Source organism: Pandoraea faecigallinarum, from assembly GCF_001029105.3.
In the GTDB taxonomy this organism is placed as follows: domain Bacteria; phylum Pseudomonadota; class Gammaproteobacteria; order Burkholderiales; family Burkholderiaceae; genus Pandoraea; species Pandoraea faecigallinarum.
Genome location: NZ_CP011807.3, coordinates 77,317 through 95,102, shown reverse-complemented (window position 1 = coordinate 95,102; position 17,786 = coordinate 77,317). Strand labels below are relative to the sequence as shown.

17 protein-coding genes are annotated in these 17,786 nt (G+C 65.1%); 9 read left to right on the top strand and 8 right to left on the bottom strand.

Translation table 11 applies throughout. The annotated features are described in order from the left end of the window. The first annotated feature begins 70 nt into the window (after nucleotides 1-70). Nucleotides 71-988, top strand: a complete 918-nt coding sequence (locus AB870_RS00390) for a MurR/RpiR family transcriptional regulator (RefSeq protein WP_047906497.1) — start codon at nucleotides 71-73, stop codon at nucleotides 986-988. Here the strand turns inward: AB870_RS00390 and AB870_RS00385 are convergent. Beyond that, entirely contained in the window at nucleotides 942-2,174 is a 1,233-nt protein-coding gene (locus AB870_RS00385) for an MFS transporter (RefSeq protein ID WP_047906496.1), read from the bottom strand. The two genes, AB870_RS00390 and AB870_RS00385, sit on opposite strands and share 47 nt — an antisense overlap. Before the next feature lie 148 nt (nucleotides 2,175-2,322). Between AB870_RS00385 and AB870_RS00380 the strand changes: the two genes are divergently transcribed. Together AB870_RS00380 and AB870_RS00375 are read left to right on the top strand one after the other, a co-directional pair. Continuing rightward, complete coding sequence (locus tag AB870_RS00380; protein WP_047906495.1) at nucleotides 2,323-3,702, top strand: aminotransferase-like domain-containing protein; 1,380 nt, start codon at nucleotides 2,323-2,325, stop codon at nucleotides 3,700-3,702. Nucleotides 3,703-3,877: 175 nt separating this feature from the next. Next, on the top strand, nucleotides 3,878-4,291 hold the full coding sequence (locus AB870_RS00375; RefSeq protein WP_047906494.1) for a hypothetical protein: 414 nt from the start codon (nucleotides 3,878-3,880) through the stop codon (nucleotides 4,289-4,291). 148 nt (nucleotides 4,292-4,439) lie between these two features. Here AB870_RS00375 and AB870_RS00370 read toward each other — a convergent pair whose 3' ends face one another. Next, on the bottom strand, nucleotides 4,440-5,675 hold the full coding sequence (locus AB870_RS00370) for an MFS transporter (protein WP_047906493.1): 1,236 nt from the start codon (nucleotides 5,673-5,675) through the stop codon (nucleotides 4,440-4,442). A 391-nt stretch (nucleotides 5,676-6,066) separates the two neighbouring features. Between AB870_RS00370 and AB870_RS00365 the strand changes: the two genes are divergently transcribed. After that, a complete protein-coding gene (locus AB870_RS00365) occupies nucleotides 6,067-7,677 on the top strand; it encodes an EAL domain-containing protein (RefSeq protein ID WP_047906492.1) in 1,611 nt (536 codons plus the stop codon). 122 nt (nucleotides 7,678-7,799) lie between these two features. On the opposite strand, the gene AB870_RS00360 is transcribed toward AB870_RS00365, so the two are convergent. Next, nucleotides 7,800-8,036, bottom strand: coding sequence for a hypothetical protein (locus AB870_RS00360; protein WP_047906491.1), 237 nt, complete (start codon nucleotides 8,034-8,036; stop codon nucleotides 7,800-7,802). Between the two features lie 311 nt (nucleotides 8,037-8,347). Between AB870_RS00360 and AB870_RS00355 the strand changes: the two genes are divergently transcribed. Further along, a complete protein-coding gene (locus AB870_RS00355) occupies nucleotides 8,348-9,178 on the top strand; it encodes a TOBE domain-containing protein (RefSeq protein WP_047906490.1) in 831 nt (276 codons plus the stop codon). 67 nt (nucleotides 9,179-9,245) lie between these two features. Here AB870_RS00355 and AB870_RS00350 read toward each other — a convergent pair whose 3' ends face one another. Continuing rightward, nucleotides 9,246-10,439 carry an MFS transporter gene (locus AB870_RS00350; protein WP_047906489.1) on the bottom strand — a complete coding sequence of 398 codons (1,194 nt, stop codon included), beginning with the start codon at nucleotides 10,437-10,439 and terminating at the stop codon, nucleotides 9,246-9,248. A gap of 209 nt (nucleotides 10,440-10,648) precedes the next feature. On the opposite strand from AB870_RS00350, the gene AB870_RS00345 reads away from it, so the two are divergent. Further along, complete coding sequence (locus AB870_RS00345; RefSeq protein ID WP_047906488.1) at nucleotides 10,649-11,560, top strand: LysR family transcriptional regulator; 912 nt, start codon at nucleotides 10,649-10,651, stop codon at nucleotides 11,558-11,560. A gap of 75 nt (nucleotides 11,561-11,635) precedes the next feature. Here AB870_RS00345 and AB870_RS00340 read toward each other — a convergent pair whose 3' ends face one another. Next, nucleotides 11,636-13,021 (bottom strand): MFS transporter, encoded by a 1,386-nt coding sequence (locus AB870_RS00340; RefSeq protein ID WP_084663178.1) that lies wholly within the window; start codon nucleotides 13,019-13,021, stop codon nucleotides 11,636-11,638. Between the two features lie 315 nt (nucleotides 13,022-13,336). On the opposite strand from AB870_RS00340, the gene AB870_RS00335 reads away from it, so the two are divergent. Together AB870_RS00335 and AB870_RS00330 are read left to right on the top strand one after the other, a co-directional pair. Then, on the top strand, nucleotides 13,337-14,242 hold the full coding sequence (locus tag AB870_RS00335; protein WP_047906487.1) for a LysR family transcriptional regulator: 906 nt from the start codon (nucleotides 13,337-13,339) through the stop codon (nucleotides 14,240-14,242). Between the two features lie 48 nt (nucleotides 14,243-14,290). Beyond that, nucleotides 14,291-14,674, top strand: coding sequence for a hypothetical protein (locus AB870_RS00330; protein WP_047906486.1), 384 nt, complete (start codon nucleotides 14,291-14,293; stop codon nucleotides 14,672-14,674). 13 nt (nucleotides 14,675-14,687) lie between these two features. Here the strand turns inward: AB870_RS00330 and AB870_RS00325 are convergent, their stop codons facing one another. Next, nucleotides 14,688-15,023 (bottom strand): DUF2288 domain-containing protein, encoded by a 336-nt coding sequence (locus tag AB870_RS00325; protein ID WP_047906485.1) that lies wholly within the window; start codon nucleotides 15,021-15,023, stop codon nucleotides 14,688-14,690. A gap of 185 nt (nucleotides 15,024-15,208) precedes the next feature. On the opposite strand from AB870_RS00325, the gene AB870_RS00320 reads away from it, so the two are divergent. Continuing rightward, on the top strand, nucleotides 15,209-15,631 hold the full coding sequence (locus tag AB870_RS00320; RefSeq protein ID WP_047906484.1) for a hypothetical protein: 423 nt from the start codon (nucleotides 15,209-15,211) through the stop codon (nucleotides 15,629-15,631). A gap of 93 nt (nucleotides 15,632-15,724) precedes the next feature. Here the strand turns inward: AB870_RS00320 and AB870_RS00315 are convergent, their stop codons facing one another. After that, the gene (locus AB870_RS00315; RefSeq protein WP_237170014.1) at nucleotides 15,725-16,657 is read right to left on the bottom strand and encodes a DMT family transporter; all 933 of its coding nucleotides are present in this window, start codon (nucleotides 16,655-16,657) and stop codon (nucleotides 15,725-15,727) included. Nucleotides 16,658-16,985: 328 nt separating this feature from the next. Continuing rightward, entirely contained in the window at nucleotides 16,986-17,699 is a 714-nt protein-coding gene (gene pepE, locus AB870_RS00310; RefSeq protein ID WP_084663174.1) for a dipeptidase PepE, read from the bottom strand. Nucleotides 17,700-17,786: the final 87 nt, after the last annotated feature.

Here is a 17,786-nt window from a genome sequence, read left to right as displayed (position 1 = left end):
GCGCGTGCGTGGTGGCGGCATTTCATGCAACAATCGTTACATTCTTTCGTCGCCGTGTTGCCATCCCCCAATGACACAAGCCACAGCGCTGCCGCAAACGCTCGACCAACTCAACACGTTGCTGCGCGAGCGTTACCCTCAGCTCAGTCCGCAATTCCAGGCGGGCGCGCGCTTTCTCCTCGATCATCCGCAACGGGTACCGATCAGTTCCATGCGCGCGATTGCCGCCGAGGCCGGCGTGCAACCGGCCACCTTCGTGCGGCTCGCGCAGCATCTGGGCTTCGACGGATGGCATGGGCTTCGCGAGCTGTTTCTGGAGTCGATTCGTCTCGGCCCGCAACCCTACGCGAGCCGTGCCCGGCAGGTGATCCGCGAGGGCGACGCCGCGCGCATGGTGCCCGAGATGTTCCGGGTGCAGCACAATAACCTCGACCTGACGGAGGCCGGCGCCAACGCCTCGCTCGGCGCGGCCGTCGATCTGCTCGCCAATGCAGGCACCGTTCATGTCGCGGGCTTTCGTGCGTGCTTCCCGATTGCGTTCACGTTCCAGTACGTCTATCGGCTGTTCCGGCCCACCGTCCATTTGATTCGCGGTGAAGCGGGCACGCTGGAGATGGAATTGCGGGCGCTCTCGGCGCGCGACGTGGTCGTTGTGGTCAGCTTCGCGCCGTACTCGAACGAAGCGCTGATCGTGGCGCGCGCCGCCCGTGCGGCCGGCGCCCGCGTGCTCGCGCTCACGGACTCGACCGTCTCCCCGCTCGCGCTCGACGCCGACGTGACGGTGCTGTTCTCGCACGAGAGTCCGTCGTTCTTCCCGTCGATCACGGCGGGCATTGCGGTGGTGGAAACGCTCGTGGAGATGCTGCTCGCCCGCAAGGGGCGCGGTGCGGTGCGCGCGCTGGAACTGGCCGAAGACCAGTTGCATGGCACGGGCGCCTACGTCAGTCCCGCAAGCGGCGCGCAGCCGGGGCGCAAACCGGACGCGTAGCGGTTGCCGTTGTTGCCGCTTCGGTGGATCTGCGGCGCAGCGTCAGTGCGAGCGCCGCACTCCCCGCGATCAACGCCGCGGTGAACAGCGCGAGTGCAACGGGCATACCGAAGCGATCGGCCAGCCAGCCGCTCGTGACTACCGGGACGGAAAATCCGAAGTACGCAAACAGGAAGTACCCCGCCGCCGCCCGGGCGCGCAATGCAGGCGCGACAGCGGCATTGACCGCAGCCAGCCCGCCCAGATACGTGAAGCCATAGCACGCGGAACTGGCGATAACCGCCCCCGCGAGCAGCGCGGGCAGATTGACGTACACCACCCCCAACGCCAGCACGGCGAACCCGAGCGGCACCAGCACGAGACCGGCACGCACGGCTCGTACAGGCGCCATGCGGCGCGCCGCGGGCTGGAAAAGCAACCCTGTCGAGACGACGAAGAACGTCGCAAATCCCGCCCACGCGGCGTGGCCGTGCGCCGCCAGCGCCGACGGCACCACGCCGATGACCACACCCACTGCCGCCCACGCGAGCAGGATGGCCACGCCCAGCGCAACCGTGCCGGGGGCGAGCACCGGCCAACGCAGCCACGGCATGTCCGGGTGACGCGCCGGTGCGGGCAACGCCGCCACGGCCAGCGCAGCGACCAGCGCGAACGGCAGATACGCCCACAGGCTCAACGGCGGCAGCACCGACGGCGCGGCGATCAGACACAGCCCGGTGACGAGCGCGCCCGTGCCGAAACCGAGTGACGTGGCCGCAGCAACCAGCGCCGCGCCACGCGTCGCGGCGTCTTCGCGCTCGCCGTATAACTCCGTCATGTAGGCGGTGCCGCTGCCCGCCACCAGCCCCGTCGCCAATCCGTAGCACGCGCGGGCGCCGCCGAGCGCCACGAGCGTCGGCCAGCGCAACGTCAGCCAGGTACCGGCGAGCCCCAGCAACAGGGCGACGGCCAGCGGCAAGCGGCGGCCCACGCGGTCCGACAATCCGGCGAGGAACAGCAACGCCGGTACGAGCGCACCAACGTAGCACGCGAACGCCAGCGCCTGCGCACCCGTGCCATGGCCGCTCGCCGCTGCATAGTGGGGGACGAGCGGGGCCTGAAGGTTGACGGAAAACGTCACGAGGAACAGCTGGACGGCGAGCAGGGGGATGGCCCGGCGCGACGGCAGACGGTGCGAGGCGAACATAGGACAGTCAAGAGAGGAAGGGAGGGACGACACGGTCTTCAGCGCAGTCGCCAGTATTGTCGGCCCGGAAAATCAGTGCAATTATTGAATTGTCCTGATAACAATCCGCATCGACCCTTCTCCGTCTCACGCCTCTCCCTCCGGTGTCATGGCCGCTCCCGCCCGTTACCTCCAACATGTCGAACGCCTCGCCGAAGCAATGGCTTGTGGCGATCTTGTTTCGGGCACTCGCTTGCCGCCGCAGCGCGAGTATGCAGAGAGGCATGGGCTTGCGGTCTCCACCGTCACGCGCGTGTACGCCGAACTCGCGCGACGCGGGCTGGCGATCGGTGAAGTAGGGCGCGGCACGTTCGTGCGTTCGCCCGCTGTCGGGGCCGCCGCCGCGTTTGCCCAGTGGGCGCCGGCGCCCGCAAGGCTGGATGGCGTCGATCTGGCGTTCAACTATCCGGTGCTGCCGGAGCAGACCGACGTGTTGCGGCAGGCGTTGCGCGAGATGGCGTCCGGCGGGGACCTGAGTGCGTTGCTCGCCCATACGCCGCACGACGGCCATTCGTCCGACCGTCGCGCCGCGGCGCAATGGCTCTCGCGGCGCGACGCGGTGAGCGTCTCGCCCGACACACTGGTGGTGTGTGCGGGCGGGCAGCATGCGCTCGACGTTCTGCAACTGGCGCTGTGCCGGGCCGGCGAGCCCGTTGCCGTCGAAGCGTTGACGTATCCCGGCTGGAAGGCGCTGGCGGCCATGCGCGACGTGCCGCTCGTCGCTGTACCGGTGACAGGGGGCGGGCTCGATCCGGTGGCGCTGGACAGGCTGTGCCGGACCGGCGCGGAACGCGCCCATGGGGGCCGCATTCGCGCCGTCTACACCATGCCGACGCTGCATAACCCGCTGGGATGCATCATGCCGCTGGCGCAACGCATGGCGCTGGTCGACGTGGCACGCCGTCACGATCTGCTGCTCATCGACGACAGCGCTTACGGCTTTCTCGTCGCGGACGCCCCGCCGCCGCTTCGCCTGCTCGCGCCCGAGCGCACGTTCGAGGTATGCAGCCTCTCGAAGCCCGCGGCGCCGGGACTTCGCATCGCCTATCTCGTCGCACCGCCCGCATGGCTGCCACGCGTGCACGCCGCCATGCGCGCGAGCGTATGGAGTGCCGCACCATTGATGGCACAGCTGGCGTCGCGCTGGCCGGGCGACGGCACAATCGACCGGTGGATCCTGCACAAGCGCGCGTTGGCAGCGCAACGTCAGGCCATCGCCATGCAATGTCTGGCGGCCTGCGGGTCGACGGGCTATGCCGGGGCGTTTCACCGGCTGGTCCCGGTGCCCGCGCCTATGCGCTGCGACGACGTCGTCGCGGCGTTGCACGCGCGCGGCGTCGCCGTCACGCCCGTCGATGCCTTCGCCGCGCCCGGCGAGCCGGCGCCGTCGGCGATCCGTGTCGCGTTCGGCTCGCCGGACAGCGACGCCGTGCTGAAAACCGCGCTCGGGCATGTTGCCGACGTCATCACGGGCGCGAGACGGCCGTGACGCCTGGCGCCGATCCGGTGCGATAACACTGGGGCAGCGCCAAGACGGCGCCGAGATGACGCCGTTGCCGGTTTCTTTTATGATCGTCGTGCCCCCTGCCGCCGCCCACCGGACGTGATGTTCGGCACGGCATCGCGCAGGCTTCGTCCCCCGTCGACAATATCAAGGACTCCGAATGTCGCTAATCCGCTCCTCTCGCGCCCGCTCGCTGGTGCTCGGCACGGCGCTCGTCATCGGCGCCAGCGTGGCTGTGCCCGCGTTTGCCGCGTCGAATCTTTCCTTCATGAGCAATTCGCCGCTGGCCTATATGCGCAAGGCCGACAACGAGTCGCTGGCCAAGGCCGCCGGTGCGGCGCTGTCCAACAAGCAGGACAACGAATCCTCCGAGTGGACCAACAAGGGCACGGGCAATCCCGTTGCCATCGCCGCCCAGCTCACGCCGACCAACACCCACAAGGACGGCGAGAAAACCTGCCGCGATCTGGTCGTGCTGCTCACCGCCAAGCGTCAGGAAGTCACGCTGAAGCTGCCCGCCTGCAAGGCGAGCGAAAACGCTCGCTGGCAGTTGCAAAAGCGCGGCACGCCGTAATTCGCCGGCGTCGATACGCCACAATGCCCGGTTCGATTGCGTGGCCGGTGTTGTCCGCGTCGAGCGCATCGCCCGACGAAAAATCGCCGGTTCCGGGATCCCGGAACCGGCGATTTTCTTGACGCGAACGCGCTTGGACGCAGCGACCTCAGGCGGCGGCCGTCTTCTTGTGCCCTTCGACGTCCGGCAGCAGGATCGTCACGATTCCGAGCAACGGCAGGAAGGCGCACACGTGATAGACGAAGTCGATGCTCGTCGAGTCGGCCAACTGGCCCAGCACGGCAGCGCCCACGCCGCCCATGCCGAATGCGAAACCGAAAAACAGCCCCGATACCGTGCCAACCTTGCCCGGCATCAGTTCCTGCGCATAGACCAGAATCGCCGAGAACGCCGACGCGAGAATCAGACCGATCAGCACCGTCAGAATGCCGGTCCAGAACAGGCTGGCGTATGGCAGCATCAGCGTGAACGGCGCAGCACCGAGGATCGACCCCCAGATCACGTATTTGCGGCCGATTTTGTCGCCCAGCGGACCGCCGATCATCGTGCCTGCCGCCACGGCGAACAGGAAGACGAACAGATGCACCTGTGCGCTTTGCACCGACACGTGGAACTTGCTGATCAGATAGAACGTGAAATAGCTGCTGATGCTCGCGAGATAGAAGTACTTCGAGAAAATCAGCACCAGCAGAATGCCGATGGCGAACAGCACCTTGCCTTGCGACAGTTGGTGAGCACCGCCCCGGCGCGCCGCCGGCTTGCCCTTGCTCGCCGCACGTTGCACGGCGTACCACCGGCTCACGTGGTACAGCACGAAAATCGCGACGAGCGCCGCCACCGAGAACCACGCCACGCTGCCACGGCCGTTCGGCACGATAATCAGCGCCGCAAGCAAGGGACCGAGCGACGACCCGACGTTGCCGCCGACCTGGAAGAACGACTGCGCCATGCCGTGGCGTCCGCCCGAGGCCATACGCGCCACGCGCGACGATTCCGGATGGAATACCGACGAGCCCATGCCCACGAGCGCGGCCGCGACGAGCAGCATGCCGAAGTTCGGCGCCACCGCCAGCAGCAGCAGCCCCACGAGCGTAAAGCCCATGCCGACCGGCAGCGAATAGGGCTTGGGATGCTTATCGGTGTAGAGCCCGACGACCGGTTGCAGCAGCGATGCCGTGATCTGGTACGTGAGCGTAATCAGACCGACCTGACCGAAACTCAGATTGAAACCGGACTTGAGCAGCGGGTAGATGGCCAGGATCAACGACTGAATCATGTCGTTGAGCAAATGGGAAAAGCTGATGGCAGACAGCACGCGGAACGCCGCGCCCTGCGCCGCCGGCGAGCTGGCGCCGGAGAGGGACGTTGCAGGTTGACTCGACATGGGATGGGTGAAATGACGTCAAAGGCTTGAGAAAACGTGTGCTTTCCGCCGGTTTCGTGCCGATTGGCACACCTATGCACGAAAGTTGGGATTAGTCCCAATTTCTGCCGGAAAGTTAATGAGTGAAGTGTAGAGCATGCGTAAATCGCCGTTACGCCAAGTTTTGTCGCGATTACGCCATCGGAGTACCACGCTGAATACGGTCCCAACGCCCCATTGCGAGATGACGTAAGACCGCCGCAAGGCCGTCTCGCGCACGCCTGCCGGGCGTTGTGCGGGTTTATCGGGGGTCGGACACCGTCGGGGATTCGTGTAGAGTCAGTTGACGAGTTGTGCCGTGCAGCACCGCAGTCCACGTTGGGCCCTCCGCTTTCCTTGGTTGGCAGCAAACATGATTCAACACTCCAGAGTCGTGCAGTGGCTGGTGACCGGACTTGTCGTGGCGGTCACGCTCGCTGTCGTCCTCTTTCTGGGCTGGCTGCGCATTTATCACATGTCGCAGTCGATCCTGCATGAGGAGGCCGAGCGCCAGCGCGACGCCATCGAACGCATCGTCTCGCAGGCCGAAAACACCTTGCGTGGCGCGACCCCATGGGTCGGCCGGTCGTGCAGCGAGGTCAGCACGTCGCTTCAGGCCGCCGGCACCCTGAGCCCGTACTTCCGTTCCATCTGGCTCGTCTCGCGCGGGCAGCTTTACTGTTCGTCGGTCATTCGCTCCAACGCCGCGCTGAACATGCCGCTGCCCGCCGATCTCGTGCCCATGCTTACCGGCACGCACACGCTGCTGGTGAGCGGCACGCCCTACGTGCGGGATATGCCGGCGCTCGCACTTTACGTGCCGACCTCCGCCACCGACGGCGTGCTCGGCTTCGTCGACGGCATCTATCTCACCGAAACGCTGCACAGCGTGAAGAACAGCGATCTGGCCTGGACGGCGATGACCGTGGGCAACGTCGCGCTCACGTCGGAAGGCCCGCGACTGGAGTCGGCGGGCATTGCGACCCGGGGCGCGCAGGTATCGCTCACCTCCGAGCATTTCACGACGTCGCTCGCCGGCAGTCCTTCGCTGATGCAGTCGCTCGCCACGCAGCAGGCGCCGATCTTTCTGGCGTTCGGCGGCATCGTGGCATTCCTGCTTGCGGTGCTGACGTTCCGCCATCTCGGCCCCGCGCAGTTCATGAAGCGCCAGATCGCACACGGCATCAAGCGCAACGAATTCAAGGTGTATTACCAGCCGGTCATGGAACTGGCGACCGGACGTTGCGCGGGCGCCGAGGCACTGATGCGCTGGCATCACCCGGTGGCCGGTCTGGTGCGGCCCGACGCCTTCATTCCCATTGCCGAAGACAACGGCCTCATCATCGATCTCACGCGCGCATTGCTGCGTCAGATCCGTAACGATGTGGCGAAGGGCGCGTTGCCGCAGGGCTTTCATATCGGCATCAATCTCGCCGAACGGCATTTGCGCGACACGACGATCCTGCACGACATCGAGCGTTACTACGGGTCGCTCAATCACACCTATCCGATGGTCGCGGAGATCACCGAACGGTACGTGATCCGCGATACGGCGGCCGCGCGCAACGTGATGGCCGAATTGCAGCGGCGCGGCATCGAGACAGCGCTGGACGACTTCGGCGCCGAAAACAATTCCATCGGCTATCTCAAGCGCTACGACTTCAATTATCTGAAGATCGACAAGGAATTCCTGCCGGTGACGGAAGAGGACGTGGTCACGCGCAACATCTGCGATTCCATCATTCACCTGGCCGAGCGGCTGGACATGACCATCGTGGCGGAAGGGGTCGAGAACGAGATGCAGGCGAATTACCTGCGCGGGCGTAACGTCACGTATGCACAGGGCTATCTGTTTGCGCGCCCGATCGCATTCGACGAACTGGTGCAATACGCCATCGCCCACGCAGGTACAGGGTTGACGGCGGTAAAGACGACAACTGCGTCAGCGACGCCCGCTCCCCTCACGCCGCGCAAGGCGGGCTAGACGGTTCAGGCGGAAGGAGCGAAGCGCATAAAGACGAGCATGAAGATCAGGCAGGCATAACGAAAGCGCCGGGCCCGCGAAGACACGGGGCCGGCGCTTTGTCCGTCAACACCTGGGTCGGGTCAAAAGACCAGCTGCGGCATGTTGCTGCGTGGTGCGGGCGCGGCGGCCGCCCGTGTGCTGTCCCGCATTTCGGCGCGCAGCAGCCACAATCGCTGCGCGACGAAACTTCTGAAGCGCATTTCACCCGCGGAGAAAGAGATTTGCATCTGATGGCGCTTGCCGTTGGGCAGCGTGCGAACCAGACGATAGTATCGAGCCCCGTCAACCGTTTCCTTGATATTCCTGACGCGCATCATTTCACCCCGTTTCTGTTGTGTCAGGTGAGTGGGCACTTCGGCAACGTCGCATTCCCGGTCATCCCGCTTCCCGCCCGACGTTTCAGGCCTGAAGCAATACGACCGGCATTGGGGGGGCATGCGGCAAATTCAATGTAGAGGAGAAACGTCCCCCATTCGTCCCCCAAACGAACGTTCGAAGCGCGCTTCGTTGGTGCGCCGCAACAGTTCCCCGTCCAGCCGCCGTGCACGCTGGTTCGCCCCACCCTCTACAATGCGGCCACCTGCTGTGTTTGATCAAAAAAATCATTATGGTTTCCGAACCTTTTTCAATGACGGACGACGTTTTGCACAACGAAACTGATAATGCCTTGCAGGTCAGCGGGTCGTTATGGCTGCATCGCGGCACGTCGCCGCTCGGCGGCCAGGCACGCATTGCCTTACTTGAGCACATTGCCTCGCACGGGTCGATTACGGCCGCAGCCAAGGCTGCGGGCATGAGCTACAAGGCCGCGTGGGATGCCGTCGATGCCATGAACCAGCTTGCCGGCGAACCGCTGGTCGCGCGCAGCACCGGCGGGCGCGGCGGCGGCGGCACACGCCTTACGCCGCGCGGGGCCAGGCTGGTCGCCGCATTTCGCGCCGTGGAAGCGGCGCAAACCCAGTTTCTGGCGCGCGTCGCCAACGATCTGGAGCACTTCGACGAACAGTGGCCGGTCATCGCCCGGCTCGGCCTTCAGACCAGTGCGCGCAATCAATTGCACGGAACGATCACTCAGATCCGGCGCTGCGGGGTGAACGACGAAGTCACCCTGACGCTGCCCGGCGGCGAGGCGATCACGGCGTCGCTTACGCATCACAGTACGCAGTCGCTCGGGCTGGCGGCGGGCGGCCACGCGTTCGCGCTCATCAAAGCGCCGTGGATCGAGATGGCGAGAGGTGCGGATCTGGCCGGATTGCCCACGGCCAACCGGCTGTCCGGCACTGTGGAAGTCGTGACCGACGAGGCCGGTCAGGCGGAGGTGATTCTGGCCTTGCCGGGCGGCAGCCGGCTCGCGGCGGTCATGCCGCAGGACACGCTGAAGGCGCGAGGTCTGACGGTCGGCGTCGGCGCGACGGCCGCTTTCGCGGCGGCCAGCGTCATTATCGGTGTGATGGCGTGATGGTGTGACGACAGGCCGTCGGCCCGACGCACGTCCTGAGCGGACTCGCAATCGGTGCGGCGTCCGATTACCTCGCAGGCGCTTCGCAATGCGGTGCCGGTCGACGTTCGGCATCCCGGCGATCCAGACGCAGGCTCAGCAAGGCAACCCCGACCCCGGCGAGCGGCACGAGCGCCGCGACCCACGGCACCGCCGACAGGCCCGGGCCATGCTCGATGACGAAGCCGCCAAGCCATGCACCGATGGCGTTGCCGAGATTGAACGCCGCGATATTGAAGCTCGACGCCAGACTCTCGCCCGCCCCCGACGCCTTTTCCATCACCCAGAGTTGCAGCGGCGCCACCGTCGCGAACGCCGTAGCGCCAAGCAGTGCCACGAACATGATCGTCAGCCAGTGCGAGTGCAGCGCGAACGTCATCAGTCCGAGCACGACCGACAGCGCGAGCAGACTGCCCAGCACCGTCGGCACCACGCGGCGGTCCGCCAGCTTGCCGCCGAGCAGGTTGCCGACGACCAGACCGCCGCCGAAGATCAACAGGATCGGGGAAACCGCAGCTTCGGAAAAACCCGTCACTTCGGTGAGCAGCGGCGCAATGTAAGTGAACACGCCGAACACACCCACCCATCCCAGCACCGTGGTCAGCAGACCCAGTAATACCGGGCGACGCCCCAACGCACGCAGGTCCGCACGCCAGTCGCCGGCATGCTCGGGCGCAGCGATCTTCGGCACGAAAGCAGCGATCACGAGCAGGGCGAGGGCACCGATCAGTGTCACCGCCCAGAAGCTGGCGCGCCAGCCAAAATGCTGTCCGAGCCAGGTGCCCAACGGTACGCCGAGAATGTTGGCCACCGTCAGCCCCGTGAACATCACGGCAATGGCCGACGCGCGACGCTCGCGCGGCACGAGGCCCGTGGCCACGACCGAACCGACCCCGAAGAACGTGCCATGTGCGAACGACGTCAGCACGCGGGCCGCCATCAGCGCCCCGTAGCTCGGTGCAAGCGCACAGGCCGCGTTGCCGACGGTGAAGATGGCCATGAGCACGAGCAGCACCGTCTTGCGCGGCCAGCGGGCCGTCGCGGTCGTCATGACGGGTGCGCCGACCACGACGCCCAGCGCGTAGCCGGAAATAAGCAGGCCCGCTGCGGCGATCGACACGCCGAAATCGGCGCCGACGTTAAGCAGCAGACCCATGATGACGAACTCCGTCACGCCAATGCCGAAGGCACCGGCCGTGAGAGCGTAAAGAGCGATGGGCACGGAAGACTCCTGTTCTGAGATGAGAGGTGGCGCACCTCATCTACGCACGCGGCACGCCGATGGCCGGAATATAGACGTCCCCGCATTGATGAAATAGACTGCGCGAAGGAAAATCATTTGTGACTCCATGTCACAAAACTACGCAGCGTGCGTCATCGCCACATCCGCGGACCGCGCGGGCGGTCACCGTAGAAGTCGAGGAAAATCCGATGGGCCGACAGGACGTCAACCGCTCCGGCGATATGGAGGTCTTCACGCGCGTAGTCGAGCTGGGCGGCTTCTCCGCGGCGGCGCGCGCGCTTCACATGACGCCTTCGGCGGTCAGCAAGCTGATTGCCCGGCTTGAGGGGCGTTTGGGAGCCCGTTTGTTCAACCGCTCCACGCGACGCTTGCAACTCACGCCGGAGGGAACAGCGTTTCACGAGCGTGCGCTGCGTGTGCTCGCCGATATCGATGCGGCGGAACGCGAAGCGGCGGCGGGGGCCGTACCGCGAGGTTTGCTGCGCGTGAATTCGAGCGTGCCTATCGGGACGCTCTATTTGCTGCCGGTCATCCCGGCATTTCTGGCGAAGTACCCCGAAATACGGCTCGATCTGACACTCACCGACACGGTCGTCGACCTGCTCTCGCAACGCGCCGACGTCGCCGTGCGGGCCGGGCCGCTGCGCGACTCCCGGCTTGTCGCGCGCAAACTCGGCGAAAGTCGCATGCATGTTGTCGCGTCTGCGGACTATCTCGCGCGCAGCGCGCCCCTGCAAACGCCGGCCGACCTCATCCGGCACAACGTCATGGCGTTCAATTTCGAGCGTCACATCGAAGGCTTGCCGTTTCTCGACGGCGCGGGTGGCGTCACGATGTACCCGCCCGCGGGTAACGTGCTGACGAGCGACGGCGAGACCATGCGAAAGCTCGCGCTTCAGGGCGTCGGACTGGCGCGTCACTCCCGGTATCACGTCGACGCCGATCTGCGCGAAGGGCGTCTCGTGGCCGTGCTTGAAGACTACAACCCCGGCGATCTGGAACCGGTGCATGCCGTCTATGTGGGACAAGGCGGACACTTGCCCGCGCGCGTTCGCGCATTTCTCGACTTCCTCGTGGACAACGTGCACCTGCCCTGTTGAGCACGAACGTCGAGCGGCGGCGCACCGGCCTCATCGCGCCAGCCTCATCGCGCCGGTCTCATCATGCCGGCCCGGTCACACCGGCTTCGCCGTGCGATGCGACCATACGAAAAGCGGCCAGGCGAGCGCCGCGCAAACCAGACCGCCCGCCCAGACCAGCCCCCATCCGCCGACCGGCAGCAGCAGCGGAATGGTCAGCGGCGTGAGAAACATCGTGAGGAAAACTCCGGTGTTGCCGATGCCCAGCGCCGTGCCTGCGCGGGATGCGCCGGCAAGCGTCGCCAGTTCGGTGAACGCAACGCCATGCCAGGCGGATGCCACCACGCCCCCCGCGATCAGCAGCGCAATCAGGAGCGGCGTGCCGAGCGCGAGCCAGTCGGCACGCATCGAGAGCATTGCCACGAGCAATCCCAGCATCGCGAATACCACGCCCACGGCCATCGTGCAGGTGCGCAGATAGGCGGGACGATTGCGATGCCTGTCGGTGTAGCGTCCACTCCACACGCGCGTAATGGCAGCGCCGGCCTGCACAGCGCCCAGCGTGAGCGAGATCGTCAGCACGCTCGCATGCGCGAAGTCGTGCAGGAACACCGTACCGAACGTCACCACAGCGACTTGCGGCATGACCAATATGGCCATGCCCAACGCGGTGCTCAGCAAACGCGCATCGCGAAGCGGCGAGTAGGTCGTGGCGCGCTGTGCACCGGACGCCGCGCCAGTCGCGCGCGTCGGCTCGTGCGGTTCCTCCGGCGGGTCGAGGAGCCATCGCCACGCCATGCCCGCTGCCGCAACGCACGCGAGGGCCAGCCCGACGAACACGGCGCCGAAGCCGAAGTGCAGCGCGGTGCCGGGCAGCACCAGCGCACCGATCCCGCTGCCCATCGGCACTGCGCATTGCCGTACGCTCATCGCCAGACCGCGCTCGCTGTCGTGGAACCAGCGCATGACGGCGCGACCGCTCGAACCGTTCACGCTGCCGCCAAGGACACCGACGGCCAGCATGCCCGCCGCGAGCATCGGCATCGACGGGACGAAATGCGCCGTCGGCACGCCCCAGAGACCGAGTCCGAGCAGCGCGGCCGCCGTCACCAGCAAGCCAACGAGCAGCACCCGCCTGTCGCCCCAGCGATCCGTGAGCATGCCCCACGGCAATTCGGAAACGGCGATGCCCAGACCGATCATCCCGAGCACGAGGCCGAGATCGGCGGTTCCCAATGCGTAGTCGCTTCGCATCTGCACGGCGGTCGCGGGAATGCCGCCCATGGCGGCAGCAAAGCTGCAATTGGCCGCGACACCGACACCCAGCACTTTCCAGCGATGGTTGCGGCCAAGGTTCGGGGCGGTGTGAGTCCATGCTGCGGGCGCTATGGGTGCTATGGGCGCCGAAGGTGCGGCAGACAGTGAGGCAGCGGGGCGGGCATTTGCCCGCGAGGCGGGCGCGGTACACAGGCGTTCGTTCATGAGTGACACGGTGCGCGGACCTTTGGGGCCGCGGCTCAAAGAGGAAAGTCAGGGAATCCGGTGAATGCTGTGAATGCTGTGAATGCTGTGAATGCTGTGAATGCTGTGAATGCTGTGAATGCTGTGAATCCGGCGCGTCCCGCCTGATATGCATCGGCGTGGCATGAATCGGTACGCCATGCTCCGCATGCTACGGACGTATAATCCATCGGAAAAGCGGGAAAATTCGATGGCTTATATCGTGTTTTCCGGATTAACTACGGTGCAATCCAACCGTCCGCCATACGCTCGACGCCCTTCCTTTCGAGAGCCGCCATGAACGCCCGTGCCTTCGATCTGACTCAGCTACGTACCTTCATCGCCATTCACGACGCCGGCAGTATTTCGGCGGCGGCCGAACAGATTTACCTGTCGCAGTCGACGGTGAGCGAACAACTCAAGAAGCTCGAAGCGCGCGCGGGGCAACCGCTGCTCGTGCGCTCGCGCAAAGGTATGCGCCCGACACCGGCCGGCACGCGGCTCGTGGCCTACGCACGTCAGATCGCGGCATTGTCGGAAGCGGCATTCGAAGATTTGCAGGGAGTATTGCTCGACGGCGAACTGCGCATCGCCATCACCGACTACTACCGTCCGCACGATGTCGGGCGTGTGCTCAAGCGCTTCACGAGTCTGTACCCCCGCCTGCGGCTTCACGTCAGCGCCATGCAAAGCTCGCAGATCGAGCGCACGGCGCTCACCGGCGAGCATTTCGACGTCGGGCTGGCCCTGCGTCTGATGAACGGGGATGTCGGTGCGGACGACGGCGCGGACGACGGCGCTGCCGGCGCCAGCACGTCTGCCACGCTGGTCCGGCGGGAGCGGCTCGTGTGGGCGATGTCGGCAACGTTGCGCGAGCCGGTCGACATGCCGCTGCCGCTGGTCACGCTGCCGCGCCCGTGCGCGCTGCAAACGCTTGTGGTCAATGTGCTGGAGCGGCACAAGGTCCCCTATCGCGTGTCCCATTCGGCCGCCGGTGTGGCGGGCATGCAGTTGGCACTCGGCGCGGGGCTGGGCATCTCGTGTCTGAACGAATCGGCGCTCACACCCGATCTGGTCGTCTGCCCGCCGTCGCTCGGCTTACCGGCATTGCCGCGCGCGGAGTTCCACCTGCTGCCGGGACGTGCCGACGAGACCGACCTGATTCGCCACGCGCGCAATGCGCTACTGCGACTGTTCGCGTGATACCTTTGCCGCTGATCTCGTTTTTGTCCGCATATTGCGGCTGCCGTCATGTCGGAAGCTACGCCTAACCCGCCGATTCGTCTGAATTTCAACACCCGCCGCGCGCTACTGTTCGCGCTGACGGCCGAACGTCTCTCGGCGTTCTACGAGCATGGTCAGTGGATGACGGACAAGCAGGGGGCAACGCTCGCGCAAATGTGGCTATCGCGCTCGAAGCTGCAATTGCCGCTGGACGAGCGGCGACTGCTCTCAACGCTGAGCGACGACTTCGCCCGCGAGCTGGCGGGTACGCTCTCGCGGGAAGCCGGCCTCTATACGGCACATGAAATGACGGAATCGCTCGACGCGGACTATGCGTATGCGTCTGCGGTGGCCCAGGATCTGCTGGAGGATTGCACGCGACGCCTCGTTGAAGCGGGCATCACGGAATAACGCGATCGCGGGCTTAGGCGACGGCGCCGCGTTCCTGCACCAACACCCACGGTGCAACGACCACGGCCCAGAGTTCGGGCGTGCGCGCGGCGAAATTCGCGGCCTGTTCGGCCTGCATGCGCTGCACCATGCCCGACGTCAGCCATTGGGTGACCGCGGCCTTGTCGTCGTTGGCAATGGCCTCGGCAACCGACACGAGGTCGACGCCGGGCGTGACGAACAGCAGGACACCGCGCGCGAAGAACGATTCCAGATCCTTCCAGTCGATCTTGGCGGTCTCACCCAGCAGGCGCAGATAAACGTCACTGGCCTGGGAGCCGGACCCCGGGGTGGCAGACGCGGCGGACATGGTGGAATCGGCGGGTTTGGAAGAATCCATGACGGCGGGCGGGCGGCTGTGCGAGTGATGAAACCCGCATTGTAATGCGCCCCGGCGAGCGCGACGGTGGTAGCATCGGAACCCCGCGCGTGGGCCGGTGTCGCACTGACATGGCCGGTCGCCGCGAGGTGGCTAACGTTTTACCGAGGAACCGCATGTCCAAACAAAAAACCGACCCCAAGCTGGAACAGGCCCTGACGCGTGGCGATCTCGCCATGCGCCAGATCAACTCCGCCCGTGCGACGGCGCTGCTGCGAGCGCTTGGCGAGATGATCGTGGCAGCGTCGGCAACCATCGGCGTTGAGGCGGTGGTAGACGTGCCGAACGGCGACAAGGTCTACGATCCGGAAGACGGCGTGTGGCCCCAGGCGCTGGTGCTGTCGTTCGACGGCCCCATCGAAGAGGCGGACGAGGAAGAGCTGCGCACGGTGCAACTCATCGCCGACAAGCATCCCGAGACGTTCCGGGTCGTATGGCATCGCGCCGATGGCAAGATGGGTCGCCACGAAGCACGCCCGCTCGCGATGGTCGCGTTCCTGACCGACGTCGAAGTGCCCTGGCTCGACGACGACGCCTGATCGCATGGCGTCGCTGACGTCCACCTGATGCTGAGCCGCAGGATTGCCGCACCTTGCGCCAATGACACGTGCCCGAAAACCGCCGCCCGAGGTTCACCCCCGGGCGGCGGTTTTCGTTGGCTGCCAGACAGCTGTCAGGAGTCCGATGGCAATGCATGCCGCGCCGAGCGCGCCCGCATAGGTGAGCCCGTCCCCCAAGAGAAAAAAGCCGAACGCGGTGGCGAACAGCGGATCGCTTGTCTCAATGATCTGCACTTTGCTGGCCTGCCCTCGCTCCACCGCACGCGTCGTGAAGTAGAAGCCGCCGAACGTCGGCAACAGGACGAGCACACCAAGTGTCGCCCACTGCATGCCGTCGGGCGCCGTGAAGCCCTCCTGAATCAGCGGCATGAGCAGAAACACGCTTCCAAACCCGAATAGCCACACCAGTTGCGACGGGCCTGCACCGGCACGAAACCATTTCGAAAAGAAGATGAACAGGGCGTAACCGCAGCCGCCGGCCAGGGCCAGCCCGATACCGGACGCCGTGCCACTGACATCCGTCTCGGAAAAACTCATGACGCCCACGCCAGCGACCATCGCGGCGAACGCAACGATCTTTCGGCGGGTGAGCCGCTCGCCGAGATAGCGTCCTGCAAGCACGACGGTTGCACCGCCGGCAGCATAGGTCAGGAACGAGACGAGCGGAATCGATGCTCGGGAAAACGCTTTCGTCTCGAAGAAGTAGAGACAAAAGATCCCGAGAAACGCAAGGCATGCGAACTGTGGCCAACGCGGCGCGAGCCTGACGGTGAGGGTGCGATATTCGGGTCGGCAAACACAATATGCCGACACCAGCACGAACGCGCCGAAGCACTTCCAGAATGCCACCGACGCCGGGGTCGCCCCCTGATCGAACGCCGTTCGCGTGAGCACGCCGATCGTTCCATTGAGAACGGCGGCCATCAACGCAAAAACCTCGCATCCGAAGCCCTTTGCGTTTGTGGCGAACCACTTTGCAGACGAATGTTTGAGTTCTGCCATCATCAGACTCTCCGCGCTTCGCGGACGAAGTTGACAAAGGTCACGCGGGCGGGCCGGTCTCTTTTCTGCTCGCCGGTAAGCCTGAGATTCGTGTACTTCCGAGCCAAGATTCCCCCCTTTACATGTACCGTTCACGAACGGTTACCACTCGCTCGCGTCATCGACAGTCATTGCGCTCCGGGGGGAGAGCGCATCGGAAAACGAGTGGGAATTTTGCCAGCAGGACAGCGCCTCACTACCGAAACTTGGCGCAAAAACTCATATTTTCAGAATTTACGGATGCTCCGGCACCCCGGAGCCATCCGTCAAATACAACGACACGGCACCCAACTCAAATCGATGCCAACGCGAACGTGCTGCCTGTCGCGATCTTGTCGATGACGCCGCCTTGCTTGAAATGCAGAGCGTCGAATTCGCCGAGCACCGTAGCGCTATCACCATGCACATGTAATGCGACGCCCTCGGGAATCGCGACGATACCTTCGTCGGGGTTGATTGCCAGATATTCCGCAAGACGCTCCTCGCGCGACTCGCCGTTGTGACCCGCTGGCTTGCCGCTGATGAAGTGCGGATTCACCTGAAACGGCACCACGCCCAATGCCTTGAGTGTCGGCGGCTCGACGATCGGCATGTCGTTGGTCGTGCGGATGGTCGGACACACGACGTTCGCCCCGGCACTCCATCCCACATACGGCATGCCAGCGCTCACGCGCTCGCGCAGCAATCCCACAATGCCCGCGTTGTACATGCGGTCGAGCAGCACAAACGTATTGCCGCCACCGATCACCACGGCTTCCGCCTGCTCGACGGCCGCACGTGCATCCCGGTATCGATGAATGGACTCCAGCTCGTATCCGAAACGCTCGAAGGACGGTTTCACACGCGACTCGTACTCGTCGAAACCAAAGGTGATGCCGCCCGCATAAGGCACGAACAACACGCGCTTCGCGCGGCCCCTGAGCACCGCGTTCACCTGATCCCCCGCATGTTCCAGATAGGCCGATTGACCCTTGCGGGAACTGCTCATCATCAAGATCTGTTTCACGACGCTTGCCTCCTTGGGCGGATGGTCCTGGGGGTACGCACTCGGCGAAAACACCGAGTGTACCCGCCGCGGGAGCGAACAAAATCC

What these genes read in the sequence shown, in the direction of transcription:
- AB870_RS00390 (WP_047906497.1), top strand. Translation starts at nt 71, where the DNA reads ATGACACAAGCCACAGCGCTGCCGCAAACGCTCGACCAACTCAACACG.
- AB870_RS00385 (WP_047906496.1), bottom strand. Translation starts at nt 2,174, where the DNA reads ATGTTCGCCTCGCACCGTCTGCCGTCGCGCCGGGCCATCCCCCTGCTC.
- AB870_RS00380 (WP_047906495.1), top strand. Translation starts at nt 2,323, where the DNA reads ATGGCCGCTCCCGCCCGTTACCTCCAACATGTCGAACGCCTCGCCGAA.
- AB870_RS00375 (WP_047906494.1), top strand. Translation starts at nt 3,878, where the DNA reads ATGTCGCTAATCCGCTCCTCTCGCGCCCGCTCGCTGGTGCTCGGCACG.
- AB870_RS00370 (WP_047906493.1), bottom strand. Translation starts at nt 5,675, where the DNA reads ATGTCGAGTCAACCTGCAACGTCCCTCTCCGGCGCCAGCTCGCCGGCG.
- AB870_RS00365 (WP_047906492.1), top strand. Translation starts at nt 6,067, where the DNA reads ATGATTCAACACTCCAGAGTCGTGCAGTGGCTGGTGACCGGACTTGTC.
- AB870_RS00360 (WP_047906491.1), bottom strand. Translation starts at nt 8,036, where the DNA reads ATGATGCGCGTCAGGAATATCAAGGAAACGGTTGACGGGGCTCGATAC.
- AB870_RS00355 (WP_047906490.1), top strand. Translation starts at nt 8,348, where the DNA reads ATGACGGACGACGTTTTGCACAACGAAACTGATAATGCCTTGCAGGTC.
- AB870_RS00345 (WP_047906488.1), top strand. Translation starts at nt 10,649, where the DNA reads ATGGGCCGACAGGACGTCAACCGCTCCGGCGATATGGAGGTCTTCACG.
- AB870_RS00340 (WP_084663178.1), bottom strand. Translation starts at nt 13,021, where the DNA reads ATGAACGAACGCCTGTGTACCGCGCCCGCCTCGCGGGCAAATGCCCGC.
- AB870_RS00335 (WP_047906487.1), top strand. Translation starts at nt 13,337, where the DNA reads ATGAACGCCCGTGCCTTCGATCTGACTCAGCTACGTACCTTCATCGCC.
- AB870_RS00330 (WP_047906486.1), top strand. Translation starts at nt 14,291, where the DNA reads ATGTCGGAAGCTACGCCTAACCCGCCGATTCGTCTGAATTTCAACACC.
- AB870_RS00325 (WP_047906485.1), bottom strand. Translation starts at nt 15,023, where the DNA reads ATGTCCGCCGCGTCTGCCACCCCGGGGTCCGGCTCCCAGGCCAGTGAC.
- AB870_RS00320 (WP_047906484.1), top strand. Translation starts at nt 15,209, where the DNA reads ATGTCCAAACAAAAAACCGACCCCAAGCTGGAACAGGCCCTGACGCGT.
- AB870_RS00315 (WP_237170014.1), bottom strand. Translation starts at nt 16,657, where the DNA reads ATGATGGCAGAACTCAAACATTCGTCTGCAAAGTGGTTCGCCACAAAC.